Below are 20,050 nucleotides of genomic sequence, written 5' to 3'. Positions count from 1 at the left end.
ATGCAATTGTTGCAAAGTTATGACAGCGTGGCAGATAATGACCTAAGGTCAAAAAGGTTCGCTATTTCAGCTGGCAAGTGCGGTTTCATATTCGCCGGATAGGGCAAGCCACTCCTCTTCAGCGGCCCGGAGCGACTTCTCTGCATCCGCGCGCTTCTGATTGAGTTCGGTGACCTTCGCCGGATCTTTTTGATAGAGCGCCGGATCGGCGAGCTTGCCGTCGGCTTCTGCAACCGCTTTTTGAAGCTTCGCCATATCGGCTTCGAGCTTGTCGATCTTGCGCTTCATCGGCTTCAGCCGATCGCGCTTCTCCGCCGACTGACGGCGCATCTCGGACTTCGGCGCTGCGGGCTCGGCGGGTTTGGCCGAGACGGGCTCCGGGACCTTTTCGGCTTCGATCTTCGTCGCCTTGGACTTCTTGTTTCCCGATAGAACCAGACGCTTGTATTCCGTGAGATCGCCCTCGAAGCGTTTCACCGAACCGCCCTCGACGAGCCAGAGCCGGTCGACCGTCGCTTCTACGATATGCCGGTCGTGGCTGATCAGCACGACCGCGCCCGGATATTCGTTCAATGCGTGAATCAGACTGTCGCGCGCCTCGATGTCGAGATGGTTTGTTGGCTCGTCGAGGATGAGCAGGTGAGGGGCGTGCAGTGTCGCGAGGCCCAGAAGCAGTCGCGCCTTCTCTCCGCCCGAGAGCTTGTCGGCGACGGTCTCCATCTTTTCCCGGGGCAGACCCATCTGCGCGACCCGCGCGCGCACCTTCGGCTCCGGCGCATCCGGCATCAGCCGACGCACGTGCTCGATCGCGTTCTCCTGTGGTCTCAGATCGTCGATCTGATGCTGGGCAAAATAGGCGACCTTCAGTCCTGGCGCCTTGGTCAGCTTGCCGTCTTCGGCGTCGAGCCGTTCGGCAAGAAGCTTTGCGAAAGTCGATTTGCCGTTACCGTTCTGGCCGAGGAGAGCGATCCGGTCGTCCGTATCGATCCGAAGGTCGAGCGAGGAGAGGATGGGCTGGCCGGGCGCATAACCGACGCTCACGTCCTCCATCGCGATGATCGGCGAGGCGGGCTGCTTCTCCGGAGCGGGAAAACCGATCGGCGTCACGCTTTCTTCGACGATCGCCTGGAGAGGCTCAAGCTTTTCCAGCGCCTTCAGTCGTGACTGGGCCTGTTTCGCTTTCGAGGCCTTGGCGCGGAAGCGCGCGACAAAGGCCTCCATATGCTTGCGCTTTTCGGTCTGCTTGGCCGTCTGCTTCTGGAGAAGCTCGATTTTCTCGGCCCGCTGCCGCGCGAAGGAATCGAAATCGCCGCGATAGAAGACGAGCTTCTTCTGATCGAGGTGAACGATAGACGACACGGCATTGTTGAGAACGTCGCGATCATGGCTGATCAGGAGAACCGTGTGCGGGTAGCGCGATACGAAGTTCTCCAGCCAGAGTGTGCCTTCCAGGTCGAGATAGTTCGTCGGCTCGTCGAGAAGCAGGAGGTCCGGGCTCGAAAAGAGAACCGAGGCGAGGGCGACGCGCATGCGCCAGCCTCCAGAGAAGGACGAGGCCGGCCGGGCCTGCGCTACATCGTCAAAGCCGAGGCCGGCAAGAATCGATGCGGCGCGCGCCTCAGCCGAATGGGCGTCGATATCGAAGAGACGCGTATGGATGTCGGCGATCTTGTGCGGGTCGGTCTCGGTCTCGGCGGCGGCCATGAGGTGCGCCCGCTCGGTATCGGCGGCGAGCACGATGTCGATCAGCGAATCCTCGGTGCCCGGTGCCTCCTGCGCGACCTGGCCGACCGACATGCCTGAGGGCATGCTTACCGATCCGCTTTCGGAGGCAAGATCGCCCGTGATCACTCGGAAGAGCGTCGACTTGCCGGCGCCATTGCGCCCGACGAGTCCAGCCTTGGTGCCGGTCGGCAGCGTCAGGCTCGCATGGTCGATGAGAAGGCGTCCGGCGACGCGCGCGGATAGGTCGTTGATCTGCAGCATGGGTGCCTTTTGCCATGGCTATGCAGCGGCGTGAAGAAGGGCTTTGAAAAACGTCGGAAGTCTCGCCGAGACAGTGATCGCGTCCTGGCAGCGACGGCAGGTTCCGCTCTCATCAGTGAGCGTTGTTCGGAGGGGGCAGGCACGGAAGCCGCTGCCCTAGATGAGCCGGTTCAGTCGCCGGCGACGAAATATGCGAGCTTGCCTTCCGGCGTGATTCCAAGCCGGTAGAAATTATAGGCCCCGAAATCGAGCATGTTCTGATAGTCGCCTGCGGTGACGATCTCGAAAAGCTCCACCTTCTGCGGCTTTGTCAGCGTATCGAGCCGCGCCTGCGCGAAGTAGGGCCAGATATAAATCGCGTTCTCTGTGTCGGGCTCAAGCACCACATGGCCGGCCTGCAAAAGCTCCAGAAGGATGGCCAGCATCTCGATGCCGTCTTCGTCGCCGGACGATGCTTTGAGGAATTCGATCGGGTCTTCGACGCTGCCCCCGAAGGAAAGCACCGTCTCTTCCGCACCGGTCTCGATGTAAGGCCTCAACTTTTCGATCTCGCCGCCTCGGGAAATGTCGATCAGTCTTGCCCGTAGATCTCGGACCGGCCTCGGCAGGCTTTCGGCGTCATAACTGACGCGCGAAGCCGGCAGCGGTTCCGCTTTGACCTTTTCAGCGGCTGCCGATGGCGAGCCTTCAGAGCTTTTTGCATCCGCGTCTGGCTCCGCAGCCGGTTCCTCGACAGGTAATTCCGGCTCTTCGCCTTCCGGCTCTTCCGTGGGAGGAGTCTCGTCCGTGGCCGGACCTATAGCAGGTGTTTCAGTTTCATCAGCGGATGCGGGAACATCATCTTCGCCCGACTCGCCGGGATCGAGCGTTTCGCCTTCTTCAACGGCCGGCGTTCCTTCGCCGCCTACCTCGGTTCCCGGAAGAGGCGGTAAGGGCACCGCGACGATGCCATCGCGGATTTCGCCGGTCGCGTTCCCGTCGTCATCGACGATTTGAGACAGCGCTATAGCGGACCCGGAGGCAAGGAGCCCCGTGCAAAACGCCAGAATGGGCAGTGCTTTGATGGAAGGCGGCATCGTCTTCCTTGGCGGGTTTTGAGGATTCGTTTGCCACCCTTGTGGGACGGCTGTCGAATGAAAATTTTACTGAAAGGTCCGGTTCGCCCGGAACTCGCCGAACTCGACGCGCTGGCGTAGATCGTCCAGCATTTCGATGGCATGGGCTTCGCCATAGAGGCGCACGAGTTCGATCATCGCCGTCGAAAGAGCCGTTTCCGCAAGGATCTCCGATTCGATGCCTTCGCTGATGCCGTCGGCCCACGCCTCGTTGTGGTACTCGAGAGCGACCTGTTTCTTCTCGGCCTGGATGATCTCGTCGAGTTCGGATTTTGGCAGTTCGAGCATGACGGCATCCCTTTTGTCGTTTCGGATCGTTCGATCCGTTTAAGATTTATTACCACGAACGTGACGATTGTCGCGGGTGCAGTGCGAAGATCGTTTACGTTTGATTAATTCCCGTAGCGAGTGAGGATGTCCCGCGACAGGCTCGCACCTTCTTTTTGGTAGCGGTTGTGGGCGACACGCGCCGCCTCTGTGCAGTGGCGATAAGTCGATTCGTAGGCCCGATACCCACTGTTGAAGCTCGCGATCAGCCGGCGACGGTCAGCATCGTTGGGAGACTGCGCCTGGAGCAGCGCGGTCATCTCATCGCGCCAGATCGACTTCTCCTCGTCTCCGCAAAGCTCGCGAAGGAAGTGCATCGAGCCGAGAACGGTGGAAAGCCGGCTCATTGCTTCGATGAACGGACCATCGCTTGGCCGAGCCGCATTGTCAGGTGTCTCGGCTTCGCCTTCTTCGGTCGTCTCTTCCTGCGGCGCTTCCTGCGCGATGCCAGGCGCGATCGGCAGAATCAGGATCAGCAGAGCGGCGGTCAGGAGCCAGGGAAGAGAGAACCTTAAGATTTTGTGCATTGGCGAACAGTCGAGACCCGGTCCGGCGATTTCAAGACGGCCCCCGACTAGGAAGCATTTTCGACAGAACTGTGCTTTTGCCGCAACAAATTCGAAGCCTGTTGGGAGATCGGTGCGAGTTTCGGCGTCGTCCGTCCGTTCTCTTCGAGGCCTTCAACTAAATTTCTGTGGATAAACGTAACCGCAGCAGCGTCGCTGCCGGCAACGGGCTCCGAATCCACGCCGATTTCGGCGGCGAAAACGACGATGACGAAGTGGAAATCATCATAGATCGCTTCATGATTCGTCACGAAAACGAGGCCCGACTCATCGAGATCGAGTCCGACTTCCTCCAAAACTTCACGGGCAACTGCCTGTTTCAGCGTTTCGCCGAAGCCGACGCGACCGCCAGGAAAGGACAGCAGGCCTTCCAGCGTCTGGCCCTTCTGCCGTTCGATCAGGAGAAGATCATCGCCTCGGAAGAGAGCGGCGGAGACGGCGATCTGGGGATGTTGGTTCAATATCCGGACTCCAGCATGCGCAAGCTGTGTTCTGGGATAATCTGCTTGACGGCATCCTGCAGCCGCTGTTCCCTCATGGAATGTGCGGACGCTTTGCCCTTCATGCTTCACCCGAAATTGTCGCGGAATTTCTGTCGCTCGAAGAGATCGACCATTTCCCGCCACGCTACAATATCGCGCCGACGCAGCCCATCGTCATCGCGATCGGCGGGCGCGAGGATAGGCCCGATGCCAACCGGGCGAACCGCTCCGCTCAGCTTGTGCGATGGGGTTTGGTCCCGTCCTGGGTGAAGGATACTTCGAAATTCCCGTTGCTGATCAATGCCCGCGGTGAGACGGCGGCGACAAAGAACTCTTTCCGGGCCGCCATGAAGTATCGGCGATGCCTGATCCCCGCGACCGAATTTTACGAGTGGCGCAGCACGGACAGCCGGCTGTCCCAGCCATTCCTGTTTCGTCCGAAGAGCGGCAGGCCATTTGCCTTCGCCGGACTCATGGAGACCGCAATCGATCCGGACGGCGGTGAGATCGATACAGCTGCGATCGTAACCTCAGCCGCAGCCGGCCCGCCAAAAGAGGTTCACGACCGGATGCCAGTCGCGCTGGAGGAGGGCGAATTCGAGAGATGGTTGAATTGTCGGGAGTACGACTCGTCGGACGTGGCCGATCTGATCGCCAGCTCGATCGTACAAGACTTCGAGATCGTGCCGATCGGAACGGCGGTCAACAAGGTCGCCAATTCGAATCCAGCGATTCAAGAACCGATCGAAAAGCCCATAGACGACACACAGGATAGAAAGAAAAAAGAAGCGTCCGCCGATGGCGGAGATGGCGGGGCACAGCTGAAATTGATCTAGACCGCGACGCCTCCAATATCCGACGCGCAGAATATGAAGAGCGGGGCTTTCCGCCGCTTGCTGTCAGCCCCGCTCGAAAGCTGTCACTCGCCGGCCATCAGTTGGACGGGTTGAACCTTGGTCTGGATCGCCGATTCGCGGCCCGTGCCGCAATACCGGGCCGCCGTGAGAAGCCCGGGATTGCCGAGCTGGCGGTAGTTGTTTTCCAGGTGAATTTCGCGTTCGCGCTCGCGCCGCGAACGGAACTGGATCTCGATCTTCTTCATGGCCTTCATGCCTGCTTGTTTCGGTGCCCTGTTTAGCCGCTCCCAAAATGAGACGCTTTGAGGGCAAAACCTTCCTACCCGATAGGAATACCTGTTCGATGACAGGTGATGGGCCAGTGGCGTGGCAATAGAGCCACGGCGCCCGCTATTAGGGTAACCGTTTGGTTAACGACAGCGGCGTTCTCTCCTGCCCGACGAACAATCTCTCTCATACGAGGTTCCACGCGATCGGCGTTTGAAATCGGCGCCGTTTGCGCTTACCCAAATCCCGATCCAATCCGGCAAGCATGTTTCACGGGATAAAGGCCAATGAGCGAAGGCTTTCGCGGTCTCCGACTGACCAATACGATGACGCGGCAGAAAGAAGATTTTTCTCCGCGCGACTGGCGTGAAGATACGATTCCAGAGGCCGATAAGCGGGTTCGCATGTATGTCTGCGGGCCGACCGTCTACGATTACGCCCATATCGGCAATGCGCGTCCGATCATCGTGTTTGATGTGCTTTTTCGGCTGCTGCGGCACCTCTACGGGGAGGATCACGTCGTCTACGCGCGGAACATCACCGACGTCGACGACAAGATCAACGCGCGTGCTGCGCGTGACTTCCCGAACATGCCGCTCAACGAGGCGATTAAACGCGTGACCACGCGGACGACGGAGCAGTTTCACGCCGACATCGCGGCGCTCGGTTGCCTGCCGCCGACGGTCGAACCACGGGCGACCGACTTCGTTTCGGACCATGCGGACGGTCACGACATGGTCTCGATGATCAAGACGCTGATCAAAAAGGGCCATGCCTATGAGGCGGGTGGCGAAGTGCTGTTCGATGTCACCTCCATGCCCGACTATGGCAGTCTGTCGAAGCGCAAGCTCGACGAGCAGCAGGCGGGCGCGCGTGTCGCCGTGGAAAGCCACAAGCGCAATCCGGGCGATTTCGTGCTCTGGAAGCTGTCGGACGAAAATGAGCCCGGCTGGGACTCGCCTTGGGGAAGGGGCAGGCCTGGCTGGCATATCGAATGCTCTGTGATGAGCGAGGCCCATCTCGGCCGGACCTTCGATATCCACGGCGGCGGCCTCGACCTCATCTTCCCGCACCACGAGAACGAGATCGCCCAGTCCCGCTGCGCCCGTGGCTCGGAGAAGATGGCCGAGGTCTGGATGCACAACGGCTATGTGCAGGTCGAAGGGAGGAAGATGTCCAAATCGGAGGGCAACTTCATCACGATCCACGACCTCCTGCACACCGAGAAATTCGGCGGACGCAAATGGCCCGGCGAAGTCCTACGCCTTGCAATGCTGATGACCCATTATCGGGAGCCGATCGATTTTTCGGTGAAGCGGCTTGAGGAGGCGGAGGCACGTCTTTCTTCTCTTCGTCGGATAGCAAGCGAAGCTAGTTCCGTTGAAGATGAGGGGATGCTGCCGCAGTCAGTCGAGACCGCGCTCTGGGACGATCTCAACATCTCGGCGGCAATGGCCGCGTTGAACGAACATCTTCGAGACAGTGGGAACGATCGGAGAGCGGCCGGAGACTTCCTTCGTTTGATTGGTATTGATCTGTCCGTGGCATCACAGTCGCTCACGGATGTTCAGAAAAAGCTGATCGAGGAACGCCTTGCCTTCATCCGCGACAAGAACTGGTCCAACGCCGATCGCATTCGCGACGAGTTGTTGGAGCAGGGCATCCAGCTGAAGGACGGCAAAGACCCGGAAACCGGAGAGCGGGTCACCACCTGGGAGCTCAAGCGCTGATTTTCCGGTCCATCGTTGAAGGCAAGGCGTGCATCCAAGGCGTGTTCTACGGCGTAAATGTATAGCCATCCCGGCCTAAAGTCCGGGCTACAGATAAAATGCGCTTGAGGCCAATCGAGAACGCTTGAAGTTTCATGCAGATAGCCGACCTTTGGTTATGAAGGTGACGGAGGCGCGCAAAGGGACCCGGCCGATCAACACTGACACGATCTGACGCTTCATGGATTCACACACGCAGCGCAAGGCATATCCGGCAATCGACCCGTATGAGACGGGCCGGCTTGCAGTGGGTGATGGCCATGAGATCTACTACGAGCTCTGCGGCAATCCGGACGGAAAGCCGATCGTCTTCCTGCATGGCGGACCGGGCAGCGGTTCCTCTACGCAGCATCGCAGGCTCTTCGACCCGGCTCGCTACCGTATCATCCTCCTAGACCAGCGCGGTTGCGGCCGGTCCTCGCCGCTCGGCGAGCTCGAGGCCAACACGACATGGCACCTTGTCGAGGACCTTGCACTGCTGCGCAAGAAACTCGGTATCGAGCGCTGGGTGCTGTTCGGCGGTTCCTGGGGCGCGACGCTGGCACTCGCCTATGCGGAAAGATACCCTGAGACGGTTTCGGCCATGATTCTGCGGGGCGTCTTCTCAGGGCGTCCATCCGAACTTGCCTGGTTCTACGAGACGGGCGCCAACCGCTTGTTCCCGGATCAGTGGGAGAGTTTCGTTGCTCAGGTGCCGCAATCTGAGCAGGACGATATCATCGGTGCCTACCGGCGGCGGCTCACGGACCCCGATCGGTCGGTCCGCGCGGCGGCAGCCGCGAGCTGGACGCAATGGGAGTCGGCAACTGTGATGATGCGCTCCGGTGCGGTGCCGCGCAGCACACCTTCCGTTTCGGACGCCACGATCGCCTTCGCGCGCATCGAGAATCACTATTTCTACCATGGCCTCTGGTTGGAAGAGGGCCAGCTGATTCGAGACGCGGTGCGGCTATCGAAAATACCCGGCGTCATTGTGCAGGGTCGCTACGATGTCGTGACCCCCGCAATCACCTCATGGCAGCTGGCCGAGGTCTGGACGCGGGCCGATTATCGGATGGTGGAAGGCGCGGGGCACGCTTTCGCCGAACCCGGAATACTACAGGAACTGCTGGCTGCCTCGGACCGGTTTGCAGCGGCTTCCTGAGCCGATACAATCCAGTCCCTCCTCTGATGTCTCTGGATGTAAAACCATGAAAATGAGCGGCGGGTGCCAATGCGGCGCGGTGCGATTTAGGTGCGAGCCTGATCCATCGAGCGCCCATATTTGTCATTGTCGTATGTGTCAGAAGGCCGTTGGAAACATTTTCGCTGCTCTGGTGCGTGTGGATGCCGGCGGCCTGAGATGGACGAAGGCCGAGCCGAAGCGTTTCGCATCGTCCAACATCGCTCGGCGCGGCTTTTGCCCCGATTGCGGGACGCCGCTGAGCTACGAAGCTCCGGACGGTGTATTCCTGACCATCGGTGCATTCGATGATCCGGCATCCCTTCCGCCCCTTAAGCAGCATGGTGTGGAAGCGCGATGCGACTTCGTCTCGACCCTTGGGACGCTGCCCGAAAGCCGGACGGACGAGGACGCGGAAAACCAGCCGTTTCTGGCGGAAATCGTTTCCTACCAGCACCCGGACCAGCCGGATTACGAAAATGAGAAGGATTCTGCCTGAGGGCCGGAATCATCACTTTATGTGATCGCACCGATCACCAAAACCGAGGCGCGCGACCTCGTTCCGGCTGATAAGGCTCCGTCGAACTTACGATTTCCGATAAGGCCGATCCGATGCAAGACACCGAGACCGATATGCGCCGCGGGCTCTTCCTCGCCCTCGGTGCCTACGCCATCTGGGGACTCGTCCTTCCGCTCTACATGAAGACCCTGAACCACGTTTCGCCCTTCGAGATCGTGGCGCACCGCATCCTGTGGGCTGTACCCTTCGCCGCGCTCCTCTTGGTCTATCAAGGCCGCCTCAAGCCTACGATCGGCTATCTCGGGGATCTGAAGACCTTCGCTCTGGCGGCAACGACGGCGACACTGATTTCGGTGAACTGGGGTGTTTACGTCTATGCGATCATCTCGAACCAGGCGATCGATGCGGCTCTCGGCTATTACATCAACCCGCTGATCAACGTCGCGCTTGGCGCGATCGTTCTCAGGGAGCGGCCGACCAGGCTGCAAGGTGTCGCGATCGGTCTCGCAATCGTCGGCGTGGCGATCATGACCTTCAAGGCCGGCGGGCTGCCCTGGATCGCGCTCGTTCTTGCGTGCTCGTTCGGCACTTACGGCCTTTTACGAAAAACGGTGAAGGTCGATGCAACGGAGGGCTTCTTCCTCGAAGTCGCGATCCTGACACCGGTAGCGATTGCCGCATTGTTTCTTGTGCCGGAGCTTCATTTCGGTGGCGACCCGACGGAAACAATTCTGCTTGTCCTTGCCGGGATCATCACCGCCGTGCCACTGATCCTCTTCGCGGCCGGCGCTCGCCTCCTGCACTTCGCCACCATCGGCGTCCTGCAATACACGGTGCCGACGCTGCTCTTCCTCACCGCCGTCTTCCTGTTCGACGAACCCTTCAGCCTCTGGCAGCTGGTCGCCTTCGCCTTCATCTGGGCGGCTCTGATCCTCTACACAATTACGCTTTTCCGGCAGGCGAGGGCGGAAAGCCGTCGCCGCCGGGGAGCGAGTACGCAAGGCGGCGCGCCCATGCGGGAGAGGCGGTCAGACGCCTGATGCGATCTTAGCCGCCGTCCGACCAAGTCGTGCGGTAAAGATCGAGCCGGCGGTCGCGCAGGTTCTTCACCGAACCCTCGTAGCGCGCCCATGAGAGCGTCGCGAGGTTAAGGTCGGCGACCGTCACCATCTCGACGTTCTCGGACGCTTCCGCCGCGATGCCGTCGCGGGCGAAAGGGAAGTCGCAGGGCGTAAAGATGCCGGACTGGGCGTATTCGATGTCGAGATTATCGACATTGCCGAGATTGCCCGTCATGCCGCTGGTGACGACGTAGCACTGGTTTTCGACGGCTCGCGCCTGACAGCAGTAGCGGACGCGCAGATAGCCGTGGCGGGTATCCGTGTTGAACGGCACGAACAGGATACGCGCCCCCTGATCGGCGAGACGACGTCCGATCTCCGGAAACTCCGAATCGTAGCAGATCATGATGCCGATCGGGCCGCAGTCGGTCTCGATCACATCGATCGGATCGCCGCCCTGGATTTGCCAGTAGGTCTGCTCGTTCGGTGTCGGATGGATCTTCTCGCGGGCGTGCACGGAGCCGTCGCGCAGGAAGGCATAACCGACATTCTGGATGTCGCCGTCGTCCGTCTTTGTCGCGTGGCTGCCGCCGATGATGTTGATGTTTCGCCGGATCGCCATCTCGGTGAGCTTCTCGACGAATTCCGGTGTGTGCTCGGTGAGGCGCTGGATCGCAGCCTCCGGGTCGAGCTCTTCCGGTTCGCAGGAGATCAGCATCAGCGTGAAGAGCTCGGGGAAGACGACGAAATCTCCGCCATATTCCGACGCGACTTCGACGAAATATTCGACCGCATCATAAAATTCCTGCGGCTTGCTGATAGTGCGGGCTTTCATCTGGACGGTCGCTACGCGCACGACGTCGGGATTGCCACGATTGACCGGCTGCTCCTCGCGCTGGGGATCGTAATACGGGTTCCGCCAGACCATGAGGACGCCGTAGCCAGCGGACTCTTTGTCTGAGGGATAATAGCCCTTGAGGAGCCGGATCGGCTCGAACCCGGCATTGATATGGAACGTCGCAACCGGGTCCTTCACCTCGTTGCTCTTAACGGCTTCGAGGTAATTCTCGGCCGTGTCGTATTTCTTCTGGTTCCGCCGGTAGCCGGGAATGCGCCCGCCGAAGGCGATGCCCTTGAGATGCAAATCCGTCGCCAGGCGCCTGCGCGCGTCGTAGAGCCGCTTGCCGATGCGCAGACGCCGCCGGTCCGGATCGACGCAAACCTCCATCCCGTAGAGCCATTCACCCTTTCGGTCGTGCATGGCCGCGTAGCCGCCGCCGGTGACTTCCGCCCAGGTGTGCTGGCCAAGCGCCTTCTTCTCGGGCAGCATCATGGTCGCCGCATAGCCAACGACCTCGCCCTCGTAGACGACGACGAACTGCCCTTCGGCGAAAGCGGACATCTGGCCGAGGATCATGCCGCGCGTATAGGGTGTCTCGTTGCGAAAGACCTTGGCCGACAGTTCGATGATCGCATCGACGTCCTCTTTTTCCGCAACGCGGACTTCGATTTTCGGGCTCGCTCGTTTTTCGGCCATGGCTTGTCGGTGGTCCTGCTTGAAATGATGTCGTTTGCCGGGATCTAGGTGCGCGATCGGCCGCGCAAAGGCGTGAGGCGACGGTGATTCAGTCGCAAAGTGCGTTTGCGGTGCAGGTTCGGCTTCGCTGCCAGCCTATAACTTTTCGATGATCTGGCTTCGCCCTTCGCTCGACGCCCGGTCGAGCGCGCCTTCGATCTCCGGGATCACCGATGCGATATCAGCGGTCATGATAGGCCGCACGTGCTGGGCTCGGTGTATGAAGCCTTCGCTGTCCATGTGATCGAGGAGGCTCTTCAGCGGGTTCCAGAAGCCGTTGAGATTGGCGATCACGATCGGTTTCTCGTGCCGCCCGAGCTGCCCCCAGGTGAGGATCTCGATCAGTTCCTCCAGCGTTCCAATACCGCCGGGCAATGCGACGAAGGCATCCGATCGCTGAAACATCAGATGTTTGCGCTCGTGCATGTCTTCCGTGACGACGAGTTCGTCCAGCCGTTTTAGTTCCCGGTCGGTCGCTTCCATGTCGATGAGAAAGCGTGGGATGATACCAGTGACCTTTCCGCCGCCCGCGATCACGCCCTCCGAAACGGCACCCATGATGCCGCGCGTTCCACCGCCATAGACGAGGCGGATTCCGGCTTCGGCTATCGCCATACCGAGATCGCGCGCCGCGCTGATGAAAGCTGGGTCGTGTCCTGCGGAGGATCCGCAATAAACGCAGATGGATCGAATCGTTGTCATGGATTTGGAAGGTCGTTTGTGCCGGTCCCGCCGTCAAGCTGCTTTGAGCGGAATCCGAGAAAGGTGGACGGGCTCGATGGTTGACGGCTTTATATTCGAAAAGCTTGTCAGTATCACGAATATTCCCGATCATTTGAGAGTAGAAATTTATCAGGTTCCCCCTGGTTGCAATGCAAATCAATAAAAATGAAATAAAATATTGCGTGTCTCTTAAGTTTTGTTGCGCTACTCTGGTTTAGAGAGAGGGGTGTCTCGAGCTAGAGCATCAAGCATGAAACATGACCAGTTCGCCGATGTCATCGATCTCTTCATCGCCTGTTTGGGGCATGAGCGCGATTCGTATGACGGCGAAACAAATGGCCAAGCCGACCCACCGATGCTTCGTCTCTCCGACGTTACTCAGCCAGATGGCGGACATCTGAGAAGCGCAAGCGTTAAGCGGCGACGAAGAACGAACGGAGTCCACTGACGACCTCATCGATACGATCTTTTGTTTAACCAAGCGTACAAAAGAGGCTCGGTTCGCTGGTTCGATCATACCTGGCAACCAAGCCGACACGCCAGCGTTCCATATGCTATATCTCCAAGGTCGAAACCGGTGGCGCGGGTCGTGATGAATGCTGCTCGTCTGTTCTGGCTCAGTGTCGGAGGATCGTCGCTCGTGCTCGGGGCGATCGGTGCGGTCCTGCCGTTGCTGCCCACCACGCCTTTCCTCATCCTTGGCGCGTTCGCCTTTTCAAAAAGTTCCCCCCGGCTCGAAGCGTGGTTGCTGGATCATCCCCGCTTCGGCCCCGCGATCCATAATTGGCGAACCGAGCGCGCCATCGCGCGCAAGGCGAAATGGCTGGCGACCCTGGTCATGGTCGTAACGGTCCTGATCGGTGGATTTGCCGGGCTTTCGATCGCGATCCTCGGAACTCAGATCGCCATCTTCGCGATGGTTCTCGCTTTTCTCTGGACCCGGCCGGAACCACGCCCCCGCTTATCGTTGAAAGACAAGTGAAGCGCCGCTTCTGGGTTCGAAAGGAATACGGCCGACGGACTGTGCCGAAGCCGTGTGCTGCTTGATTCAAACGTATAACGGCCCGCCGCGAACGACGAGCCGTTTTTGAGACATAGAGGCTTATTCAGCCCGCAGCCCTGACAGAACTTTCGGAAATTTCCGTCATGTTCTGACGAAAGCTATCGAGCATCGTCGCCGGAAGTCGATCATAGCCCATCCGGCGAGCCTGCATGACAGCGCGGCTGAAGACTTCTGACTCGGTTTCCGCACGGATCACGCGAGCACATCCCGGAATTACACCGGTGCAATCAAGTTCGTACATTGGTTTCCTCCCGCATCGACTCTTAGTACATTCATAACGCAGGAGAAAACAAAAGGTTCTATTAGAATATCTAACCAACTATTTCATATCTAAGGCCATTTCACCACCGGCGGCATGGAGGAGAGGATCGACTGGACATTGCCGCCGGTCTTCAGGCCGAACAGCGTGCCGCGGTCATAGAGCAGGTTGTATTCGACATATCGCCCGCGTTTGATCAGCTGTTCTTCGCGATCAGCCTCGGTGAAAGGCTGCTCCACATTCTGCTTCACGATATGGGGATAGACGACGATGAACGCCTTGCCGACATCGCGTGTGAAGGCGAAGTCGGCATCCCACCCTCCGGCCTCGTCTGAGGAATGGAGATAATCGTAGAAGATGCCGCCGACTCCGCGGGTCTCCTTGCGGTGGGGTAGGTAGAAATATTCGTCACACCACTCTTTGTAGCGTTTGTAGTCGGCGACTTTCGAATGGCGATCGCAGACGAATTGCAGCGCTTTGTGAAAGGCGCGGGTATCGGCATCGTCCTGGGTGCGGCGGCGATCGAGTGTCGGCGTGAGGTCGGCACCGCCGCCAAACCACTGGCGGGTCGTCACAACCATGCGCGTGTTCATGTGAACGGCGGGCACGTTGGGATTGCGCAGGTGGGCGATCAGCGAAATGCCGGAAGCCCAAAATCGGGGATCTTCGTCGGCGCCCGGAATATTCTTGCGGAATTCTTCGGAGAATTCGCCGTGCACGGTCGAGGTGTGGACGCCCACTTTCTCGAAAACCCGCCCATGCATCATCGACATGACACCGCCGCCGCCATCGTTGTCGCGGCTCCATTCGGTGCGCTCGAACTGCCCCGGCTCCAGGCCCGTTTCCGCGCCGTGCGCCTTTTCGAGATCCTCGAACACGGCGCAAATGCGGTCTCTGAGCGCTTCGAACCAGGCGCGGGCGGTGGCCTTTTTCGTCTCGATGTTGTCCGGCAGCCCCTCCGGCAGGTTCTCCCGTTCCATATGCTCTCCGGTCCGCGCTTGAATGCGGTCCGCTCAAGCGGACCCGTTCTCGGGGTATGGCGGTAGCATGTCGCTCTGGCAATGAAAACTTGATTGAAATTCACCGCTTCCAGCCGTCGCAAGGCGATCGGATCGACGATTACCAGCTAGGAGTTCACCGATTCGCAATCATGATTGGCGCACGCTAGATTGCATGCAGCAAACGATCCCAAGTCTCATAATCGATCAGCCGAGGACACAGAGCGCCATGACCGCCGGCCAATTCGATCCACCCTTGAGCGGACTGCGCCGGCAGCTGCGCCGGAACCGGCAGGCGGGCACGGACCCAGCCGCGCATTTCGTGCGCGAGACCTTCACGCTTCCGCGCGACGAGGCCCGCACCAAGGCGCGCGAGTGGTTCGAGCGCTATCCAAAGGCGGCATACTGGACCCAGGTCGAGAGCTGGCGGCTGGTCGACGACGGTGCCGTGGAATTCACGATGCGCCGGTTGCCGACCGCCGATTGAGCTTAACAGCTTCGCTCGGTTCTCGCAGCCAGTAGAAGGCTAGTTTGCGTCTTTCGTAGCGGTGCTGTCGGTGTCTCCAGCGCTTCTTTCCTCGGTCTCAGAGCCCTCGGAACTTTCCTCCGCTTCCCGCTCGGCTTCCGCCTGTTCTGCCGCCCACACACCAGCTGCCTCGATCGCCACCGGTGAAGCCGTCGGGATCACGCCGATATAGCTGTCAGTCTGGCTGACCGGGACCGTCGCACGCTGGGTCATGCGATAGAGCGCATAGATCGCGATGCACCCGAACGTCCCACTCAGCACAAGCCAGAAAGCGTAGGGACTGATCCCTTCCATCGCCCAACCGGTCGCGAGCGGGCCGAGGATTGCGCCCAGGCCGAAGGTGAAGACCAGACCGCCCGAAGCCGCCGGCATGTTCTCTGCATCGAGGAAGTCGTTCGTATAGGCCAGAAAGAGCGCGTATAGCGGTGTCGTCATGCCGCCGGCGATGAAGGCTGACGCCATCAAAGGCCACAGACTGTCTCCGCTGATCCAGCCGATGGCACAGAACCCCGCGCCGATGGCGGAGGCTCCGAAGATCAGGGCGCGTCGGTCCACCCGGTCCGAAAGCCAGCCGATCGGATATTGCAGCAGCAGCGCGCCCCCGAACAGCATCGCAACGAAGAGGGCGATCTGCGCCGCCGTCATGCCGATCAGGGTGCCGAAAACCGCGCCCATGCCCGATTGTGTCGCGTAAACGCTGCCGAGCAGAAAGATGCCGACAGTGCCGAGCGGCGAACTGGAGAACAATTTGGCGAGCGACATCGGCCGCGTGATTTCGGTCTTCGGCGCTGGTGCAGCCGTCAGTAGAATGGGCGCAAACGAAATCGAGACGAGGATCGAGGCGCCAATGAACAAAACCGAGGTCGCCGCATCGCCCAGCGTAAGCAGGTACTGGGCACCGATGATGCCGAGCGTCTGCGCGATCATATAGGCCGAAAGCACCTTGCCGCGCGTCTCGTTCGTCGAGGCTTCGTTCAGCCAGCTTTCGGCCGCGACATAGATGCCGGACATGCAAAAGCCGAGGAGCACGCGCAGCAATGTCCAGGCCCAGGGTTCGGTAAGCAGCGGAAACGCGATCAGTCCCGCCGACATGAAGCTGCCAAGCGCGGCGAAGACGCGTACATGCCCCACGCGGCGGATGAGCGAAGGGGTATACTGTGCGCCCGAAAGAAAGCCGACGTAGTAGCCTGATGTTACGATAGCGAGTTCGGCCGCTGAAAAGCCCTCGATGCCGCCGCGCAGACCGATCAGCGTGAAATGCATGCCGTTGCCCAGCATGATGAACACGATACCGATCAAAAGGGCCCAGACACCGGACAACACTTTCAGCATGGAACCACCTTATCGAAGTTTCGTGCTTGCCTGAAGAGCAGCGTTGCAACCGGTGCTGCATCCGTCTCGACGTCATACCATGACAATGAGCGCTGGAAAGCATGTCTCATCCCTCCTGACTTCGGACGCGATCTTGCCGATCGGGCCAAGCTCGGCTATCGATGCGGCATGGAAACGAACACGATCATCACGAAGGTCTGGTGGCGTCCGCTCTAAGGCGGCCGATCGACCTCGTGCGGGATCTTTGTCGAAGGCTGCTGCGGAAACGCCGGCGGCCTTTTTCTTATGGCGCCGGTCTGGGCCGCAGGTGCGATACGAAGGACAAATGCAATGGCGACCAAGCTGACGGCAGACGGCGAGACGTTCTCGACCGAGGGCGGTGTCGAGATCACGCGGCGCTCGCGAGACGTGCCCTATGCCGATGCGATCGAGCCCTATTTCGACAAGCTCGACAAGCGTCGCGGCGCGGTCCTTTTCTCCAATTACGAATACCCCGGCCGCTATACCAAGCAGGATATCGCCTTCGTCGATCCGCCGCTGGTGCTGACCTCCGCCGGCCGCCGCATGGTGATCGAGGCGCTGAACGGGAAGGGCGAAATCCTCCTGGCGATGATCGGCGAGGCCCTCGAAGGCCATGCCGATATCGCGAAGTTCGAACTTTCGGACGATAGCCGCTCGATCACGCTCAAGATCAAGGAGCCGTCAGGCGCCGTGACCGAGGAAGAGCGTTCGCGCATGCCGACGGTGTTCTCGGTGCTGCGCGCGATCGTCGCTCTCTTCAAGACCGATCAGGACGCGCGCTTCGGGCTCTACGGCGCCTTCGGATACGATCTCGCCTTCCAGTTCGACCCGATCGAGCAGAGCCTCGAACGGCCCACCGATCAGCGCGATCTCGTTCTCTACCTGCCCGACGAGGTATTGGAGGTCGACCACTATTCAGCTTCGGCTGTGCTCTCGACTTATGATTTCGCGAAGGGCTCGCTCTCTACGGCCAACGCAAAGGGTGGCGGAACCGACGACGGGTTCGAGCCGGCCAAGCGGATTCCGGGCCGCGGCGATCACGAGCCGGGCGAATATGCCGATCTGGTCAGCTCGGCCAAGGAGCGGTTCCGGCGCGGCGACCTTTTCGAGGTGGTGCCGGGCCAGGTCTTCTACGAGCGGGCCGAGCACAAGCCGTCGGAGATTTCGCGTCGGCTGAAGGCGGTGAATCCATCTCCGTACTCCTTCTTCGTCAATCTCGGCTCGAATGAATTCCTGGTTGGCGCTTCGCCGGAAATGTTCGTTCGTGTCGCCGGTAAGCGCGTCGAAACCTGCCCGATCTCTGGCACGGTGCCGCGCGGGCAGGACGCGATCGGCGATGCCGAACAGGTGCTGAAGCTTCTCAATTCGAAAAAGGACGAGTCGGAGCTGACCATGTGCTCCGATGTCGATCGCAACGACAAGAGCCGGGTCTGCGATCCGGGTTCCGTCAAGGTCATCGGCCGCCGGCAGATCGAGATGTATTCGCGTCTGATCCATACGGTCGACCATATCACCGGCGTTTTGCGCGACGGCATGGATGCTTTCGACGCATTTCTCTCCCATGCCTGGGCCGTGACCGTGACCGGCGCGCCGAAACTCTGGGCGATGCGCTTCATCGAAAAGCATGAGAAAAGCCCGCGCGCCTGGTATGGCGGCGCCGTCGGCATGGTGCATTTCAACGGAGACCTCAACACGGGGCTGACGCTGCGCACCATCCGCCTCAAGGATGGGATCGCCGAAGTGCGGGCCGGCGCGACGCTGCTCTTCGATTCCGATCCCGACGCAGAAGAGGCCGAGACCGAGCTGAAAGCTTCTGCCCTGCTGGGCGCGATTCGCGATGCCGGTAAGGTGAACGAGGGCGCGTCAAAGCTGACAGCCGCAAAGGTTGGGGAGGGGTTGAAGATTCTCCTCGTCGACCACGAAGACTCCTTCGTCCATACGCTGGCGAACTATTTCCGCCAGACAGGCGCGGAGGTTTCGACGGTCCGCACGCCGGTGCCGCAGGAAATCTTCGATCGCATCGATCCCGATCTGGTGGTTCTGTCACCGGGCCCCGGCAAGCCGTCCGATTTCGACTGTGCTGCGACGATCCGGCGGGCTCGCGATCACGGCGCCGCGGTGTTCGGCGTCTGCCTTGGGCTTCAGGCGCTCGCGGAAGCCTATGGCGGAGAGCTGCGCACGCTGCATGTTCCCTATCACGGCAAACCGTCGCGCATTCGCGTGTCCAATCCCGGAATCATCTTCTCGGGCCTGCCGGGCGAGGTAACGATCGGGCGCTATCACTCGATCTTTGCCGATCCTGTGCGTCTGCCGCGTGACTTCGAGGTCACCGCCGAGAGCGAGGATGGCATCGTGATGGCTTTCGAGCACCGCTCCGAGCCGATCGCCGCTGTGCAGTTCCATCCCGAGAGCATAATGAGCCTCGGCGGCGAAGCCGGACTGCGCATGATCGAGAACGTCGTCGCGCATTTGCCACGCCGTGCCAGGGAGCAGGCTGCCTAGGAATGTCGGAAACAAGACCGATCGAAGAAGGCGGTTCGCTGGCAAAGCGGATCGCGATGGCTTCGGTTGCCATCGCGATCGTCGTGCTGGCGATCAAATACGCCGCATACCATGTCACTGGATCGGTGGCGCTGTTCTCCGATGCGATGGAGTCAATCGTCAACGTGGTCGCAGGACTGGTCGCGCTCTGGGCGATCACGATCTCCTACAAGCCTGCGGACGACGACCACCACTTCGGTCACAGCAAGGCAGAATATTTCTCGGCCGTGATCGAGGGCGTTCTGATCGCGCTTGCAGCGATCCTCATTCTCGTCGAGTCCTGGGATGCCTTCCAGGAGCCGCGAGCGCTCGACATGCCGGCAATCGGACTTGCCATCAACGGTGTCGCGACGGTCATCAATTTTGGCTGGGCGATCTATCTTCTGCGCCTCGCGCGCCGACGACGCTCACCGGCGTTCGCAGCGGACGGCAAGCATCTGATGACCGATGTCGTGACATCCGTCGGCGTCTTGGCAGGCCTCGTCATTGCGACCTGGACCAATATTCCGTTGCTCGACCCGGTACTCGCGGCGTTCGTCGCGCTCAATATCCTGCGCGAGGGCTATGCGGTCGTCTCCAACTCGCTGTCCGGCCTGATGGATCAGGCGATGGCGCCGGAAGAAGAGGTGCGGGTTCGTGAAGTCGTCTCGACCAACGCCGATGGCGCGATCGAAGTGCACGATTTGCGCACGCGCCTTTCGGGCCGCATAATCTTTATCGAGTTTCACCTCGTCGTGCCGAGCAAGATGACCGTGGGCGACTCGCATGTCATCTGCGACCGGATCGAGGATGCATTGGCCGAGGCATTTCCGACGGCGCGTATTCAGATTCACGTGGAACCGGAAGAAGAAGCCCAGATTACCGGCGTTCCAGTCGTCTGAAGGCTTCTCGCGCCGGGT

Annotated in this window: 20 protein-coding genes; 9 read left to right on the top strand and 11 right to left on the bottom strand. The window is 60.2% G+C overall.

Features of this window, described 5'->3' with window-relative positions; translation table 11 throughout:
* Positions 1 to 66: 66 nt before the first annotated feature.
* The 5 genes from ABRA89_RS07470 to ABRA89_RS07450 form a co-directional block, all read right to left on the bottom strand.
* A complete protein-coding gene (locus ABRA89_RS07470; protein ID WP_349940821.1) occupies positions 67 to 1,986 on the bottom strand; it encodes an ABC-F family ATP-binding cassette domain-containing protein in 1,920 nt (639 codons plus the stop codon).
* Positions 1,987 to 2,156: 170 nt separating this feature from the next.
* The gene (locus ABRA89_RS07465; RefSeq protein WP_349940820.1) at positions 2,157 to 3,062 is read right to left on the bottom strand and encodes a hypothetical protein; all 906 of its coding nucleotides are present in this window, start codon (positions 3,060 to 3,062) and stop codon (positions 2,157 to 2,159) included.
* 66 nt (positions 3,063 to 3,128) lie between these two features.
* Positions 3,129 to 3,389, bottom strand: coding sequence for a hypothetical protein (locus ABRA89_RS07460; RefSeq protein ID WP_349940819.1), 261 nt, complete (start codon positions 3,387 to 3,389; stop codon positions 3,129 to 3,131).
* Positions 3,390 to 3,493: 104 nt separating this feature from the next.
* Complete coding sequence (locus tag ABRA89_RS07455; RefSeq protein WP_349940818.1) at positions 3,494 to 3,955, bottom strand: TIGR02301 family protein; 462 nt, start codon at positions 3,953 to 3,955, stop codon at positions 3,494 to 3,496.
* A gap of 47 nt (positions 3,956 to 4,002) precedes the next feature.
* Positions 4,003 to 4,566, bottom strand: a complete 564-nt coding sequence (locus ABRA89_RS07450; RefSeq protein ID WP_349940817.1) for an NUDIX domain-containing protein — start codon at positions 4,564 to 4,566, stop codon at positions 4,003 to 4,005.
* Here ABRA89_RS07450 and ABRA89_RS07445 point away from each other — a divergent pair.
* Positions 4,536 to 5,312, top strand: a complete 777-nt coding sequence (locus ABRA89_RS07445; RefSeq protein WP_349940816.1) for an SOS response-associated peptidase — start codon at positions 4,536 to 4,538, stop codon at positions 5,310 to 5,312. The two genes, ABRA89_RS07450 and ABRA89_RS07445, sit on opposite strands and share 31 nt — an antisense overlap.
* Before the next feature lie 83 nt (positions 5,313 to 5,395).
* Here ABRA89_RS07445 and ABRA89_RS07440 read toward each other — a convergent pair whose 3' ends face one another.
* Positions 5,396 to 5,578 (bottom strand): hypothetical protein, encoded by a 183-nt coding sequence (locus ABRA89_RS07440; RefSeq protein WP_349940815.1) that lies wholly within the window; start codon positions 5,576 to 5,578, stop codon positions 5,396 to 5,398.
* A gap of 309 nt (positions 5,579 to 5,887) precedes the next feature.
* Between ABRA89_RS07440 and cysS the strand changes: the two genes are divergently transcribed.
* The 4 genes from cysS to rarD all read left to right on the top strand — a co-directional run bounded on the left by cysS (position 5,888) and on the right by rarD (position 10,091).
* A complete protein-coding gene (gene cysS / locus ABRA89_RS07435) occupies positions 5,888 to 7,330 on the top strand; it encodes a cysteine--tRNA ligase (RefSeq protein WP_349940814.1) in 1,443 nt (480 codons plus the stop codon).
* A 220-nt stretch (positions 7,331 to 7,550) separates the two neighbouring features.
* Positions 7,551 to 8,513, top strand: a complete 963-nt coding sequence (pip, locus tag ABRA89_RS07430) for a prolyl aminopeptidase (RefSeq protein ID WP_349940813.1) — start codon at positions 7,551 to 7,553, stop codon at positions 8,511 to 8,513.
* A gap of 46 nt (positions 8,514 to 8,559) precedes the next feature.
* Positions 8,560 to 9,030 (top strand): GFA family protein, encoded by a 471-nt coding sequence (locus ABRA89_RS07425; protein WP_349940919.1) that lies wholly within the window; start codon positions 8,560 to 8,562, stop codon positions 9,028 to 9,030.
* Positions 9,031 to 9,143: 113 nt separating this feature from the next.
* A complete protein-coding gene (gene rarD / locus ABRA89_RS07420) occupies positions 9,144 to 10,091 on the top strand; it encodes an EamA family transporter RarD (protein ID WP_349940812.1) in 948 nt (315 codons plus the stop codon).
* Between the two features lie 7 nt (positions 10,092 to 10,098).
* On the opposite strand, the gene ABRA89_RS07415 is transcribed toward rarD, so the two are convergent.
* Both ABRA89_RS07415 and ABRA89_RS07410 read right to left on the bottom strand, forming a co-directional pair.
* Complete coding sequence (locus tag ABRA89_RS07415) at positions 10,099 to 11,649, bottom strand: carbon-nitrogen hydrolase family protein (RefSeq protein ID WP_349940811.1); 1,551 nt, start codon at positions 11,647 to 11,649, stop codon at positions 10,099 to 10,101.
* A 135-nt stretch (positions 11,650 to 11,784) separates the two neighbouring features.
* Complete coding sequence (locus tag ABRA89_RS07410) at positions 11,785 to 12,390, bottom strand: LOG family protein (protein ID WP_349940810.1); 606 nt, start codon at positions 12,388 to 12,390, stop codon at positions 11,785 to 11,787.
* A 598-nt stretch (positions 12,391 to 12,988) separates the two neighbouring features.
* Between ABRA89_RS07410 and ABRA89_RS07405 the strand changes: the two genes are divergently transcribed.
* A complete protein-coding gene (locus tag ABRA89_RS07405) occupies positions 12,989 to 13,393 on the top strand; it encodes a YbaN family protein (RefSeq protein WP_349940809.1) in 405 nt (134 codons plus the stop codon).
* 124 nt (positions 13,394 to 13,517) lie between these two features.
* On the opposite strand, the gene ABRA89_RS07400 is transcribed toward ABRA89_RS07405, so the two are convergent.
* On the bottom strand, positions 13,518 to 13,715 hold the full coding sequence (locus tag ABRA89_RS07400) for a DUF1059 domain-containing protein (RefSeq protein WP_349940808.1): 198 nt from the start codon (positions 13,713 to 13,715) through the stop codon (positions 13,518 to 13,520).
* A gap of 89 nt (positions 13,716 to 13,804) precedes the next feature.
* Positions 13,805 to 14,713: an oxygen-dependent coproporphyrinogen oxidase gene (hemF, locus tag ABRA89_RS07395; protein WP_349940807.1), complete on the bottom strand. Its 909-nt coding sequence runs from the start codon at positions 14,711 to 14,713 to the stop codon at positions 13,805 to 13,807.
* A gap of 247 nt (positions 14,714 to 14,960) precedes the next feature.
* On the opposite strand from hemF, the gene ABRA89_RS07390 reads away from it, so the two are divergent.
* The gene (locus ABRA89_RS07390) at positions 14,961 to 15,218 is read left to right on the top strand and encodes a hypothetical protein (RefSeq protein WP_349940806.1); all 258 of its coding nucleotides are present in this window, start codon (positions 14,961 to 14,963) and stop codon (positions 15,216 to 15,218) included.
* A 39-nt stretch (positions 15,219 to 15,257) separates the two neighbouring features.
* Here ABRA89_RS07390 and ABRA89_RS07385 read toward each other — a convergent pair whose 3' ends face one another.
* Complete coding sequence (locus tag ABRA89_RS07385) at positions 15,258 to 16,589, bottom strand: MFS transporter (protein ID WP_349940805.1); 1,332 nt, start codon at positions 16,587 to 16,589, stop codon at positions 15,258 to 15,260.
* 330 nt (positions 16,590 to 16,919) lie between these two features.
* Between ABRA89_RS07385 and ABRA89_RS07380 the strand changes: the two genes are divergently transcribed.
* Positions 16,920 to 19,112, top strand: coding sequence for an anthranilate synthase (locus ABRA89_RS07380; protein ID WP_349940804.1), 2,193 nt, complete (start codon positions 16,920 to 16,922; stop codon positions 19,110 to 19,112).
* A 2-nt stretch (positions 19,113 to 19,114) separates the two neighbouring features.
* Positions 19,115 to 20,032 (top strand): cation diffusion facilitator family transporter, encoded by a 918-nt coding sequence (locus ABRA89_RS07375; protein ID WP_349940803.1) that lies wholly within the window; start codon positions 19,115 to 19,117, stop codon positions 20,030 to 20,032.
* Positions 20,033 to 20,050: the final 18 nt, after the last annotated feature.

The organism is Fulvimarina thalattae (assembly GCF_040239565.1).
Lineage (GTDB): Bacteria > Pseudomonadota > Alphaproteobacteria > Rhizobiales > Rhizobiaceae > Fulvimarina.
The sequence above is the reverse complement of the archived record's forward strand: the minus strand, read 5'-3'. Positions and strand labels throughout refer to the sequence as shown.

What these genes read in the sequence shown, in the direction of transcription:
- ABRA89_RS07415 (WP_349940811.1), bottom strand. Translation starts at nt 11,649, where the DNA reads ATGGCCGAAAAACGAGCGAGCCCGAAAATCGAAGTCCGCGTTGCGGAA.
- ABRA89_RS07385 (WP_349940805.1), bottom strand. Translation starts at nt 16,589, where the DNA reads ATGCTGAAAGTGTTGTCCGGTGTCTGGGCCCTTTTGATCGGTATCGTG.
- ABRA89_RS07400 (WP_349940808.1), bottom strand. Translation starts at nt 13,715, where the DNA reads ATGTACGAACTTGATTGCACCGGTGTAATTCCGGGATGTGCTCGCGTG.
- rarD (WP_349940812.1), top strand. Translation starts at nt 9,144, where the DNA reads ATGCAAGACACCGAGACCGATATGCGCCGCGGGCTCTTCCTCGCCCTC.
- ABRA89_RS07375 (WP_349940803.1), top strand. Translation starts at nt 19,115, where the DNA reads ATGTCGGAAACAAGACCGATCGAAGAAGGCGGTTCGCTGGCAAAGCGG.
- cysS (WP_349940814.1), top strand. Translation starts at nt 5,888, where the DNA reads ATGAGCGAAGGCTTTCGCGGTCTCCGACTGACCAATACGATGACGCGG.
- ABRA89_RS07380 (WP_349940804.1), top strand. Translation starts at nt 16,920, where the DNA reads ATGGCGACCAAGCTGACGGCAGACGGCGAGACGTTCTCGACCGAGGGC.
- ABRA89_RS07460 (WP_349940819.1), bottom strand. Translation starts at nt 3,389, where the DNA reads ATGCTCGAACTGCCAAAATCCGAACTCGACGAGATCATCCAGGCCGAG.
- ABRA89_RS07470 (WP_349940821.1), bottom strand. Translation starts at nt 1,986, where the DNA reads ATGCTGCAGATCAACGACCTATCCGCGCGCGTCGCCGGACGCCTTCTC.
- ABRA89_RS07440 (WP_349940815.1), bottom strand. Translation starts at nt 5,578, where the DNA reads ATGAAGAAGATCGAGATCCAGTTCCGTTCGCGGCGCGAGCGCGAACGC.
- ABRA89_RS07410 (WP_349940810.1), bottom strand. Translation starts at nt 12,390, where the DNA reads ATGACAACGATTCGATCCATCTGCGTTTATTGCGGATCCTCCGCAGGA.
- ABRA89_RS07445 (WP_349940816.1), top strand. Translation starts at nt 4,536, where the DNA reads ATGTGCGGACGCTTTGCCCTTCATGCTTCACCCGAAATTGTCGCGGAA.
- ABRA89_RS07465 (WP_349940820.1), bottom strand. Translation starts at nt 3,062, where the DNA reads ATGCCGCCTTCCATCAAAGCACTGCCCATTCTGGCGTTTTGCACGGGG.
- hemF (WP_349940807.1), bottom strand. Translation starts at nt 14,713, where the DNA reads ATGGAACGGGAGAACCTGCCGGAGGGGCTGCCGGACAACATCGAGACG.
- ABRA89_RS07455 (WP_349940818.1), bottom strand. Translation starts at nt 3,955, where the DNA reads ATGCACAAAATCTTAAGGTTCTCTCTTCCCTGGCTCCTGACCGCCGCT.
- pip (WP_349940813.1), top strand. Translation starts at nt 7,551, where the DNA reads ATGGATTCACACACGCAGCGCAAGGCATATCCGGCAATCGACCCGTAT.
- ABRA89_RS07425 (WP_349940919.1), top strand. Translation starts at nt 8,560, where the DNA reads ATGAAAATGAGCGGCGGGTGCCAATGCGGCGCGGTGCGATTTAGGTGC.
- ABRA89_RS07390 (WP_349940806.1), top strand. Translation starts at nt 14,961, where the DNA reads ATGACCGCCGGCCAATTCGATCCACCCTTGAGCGGACTGCGCCGGCAG.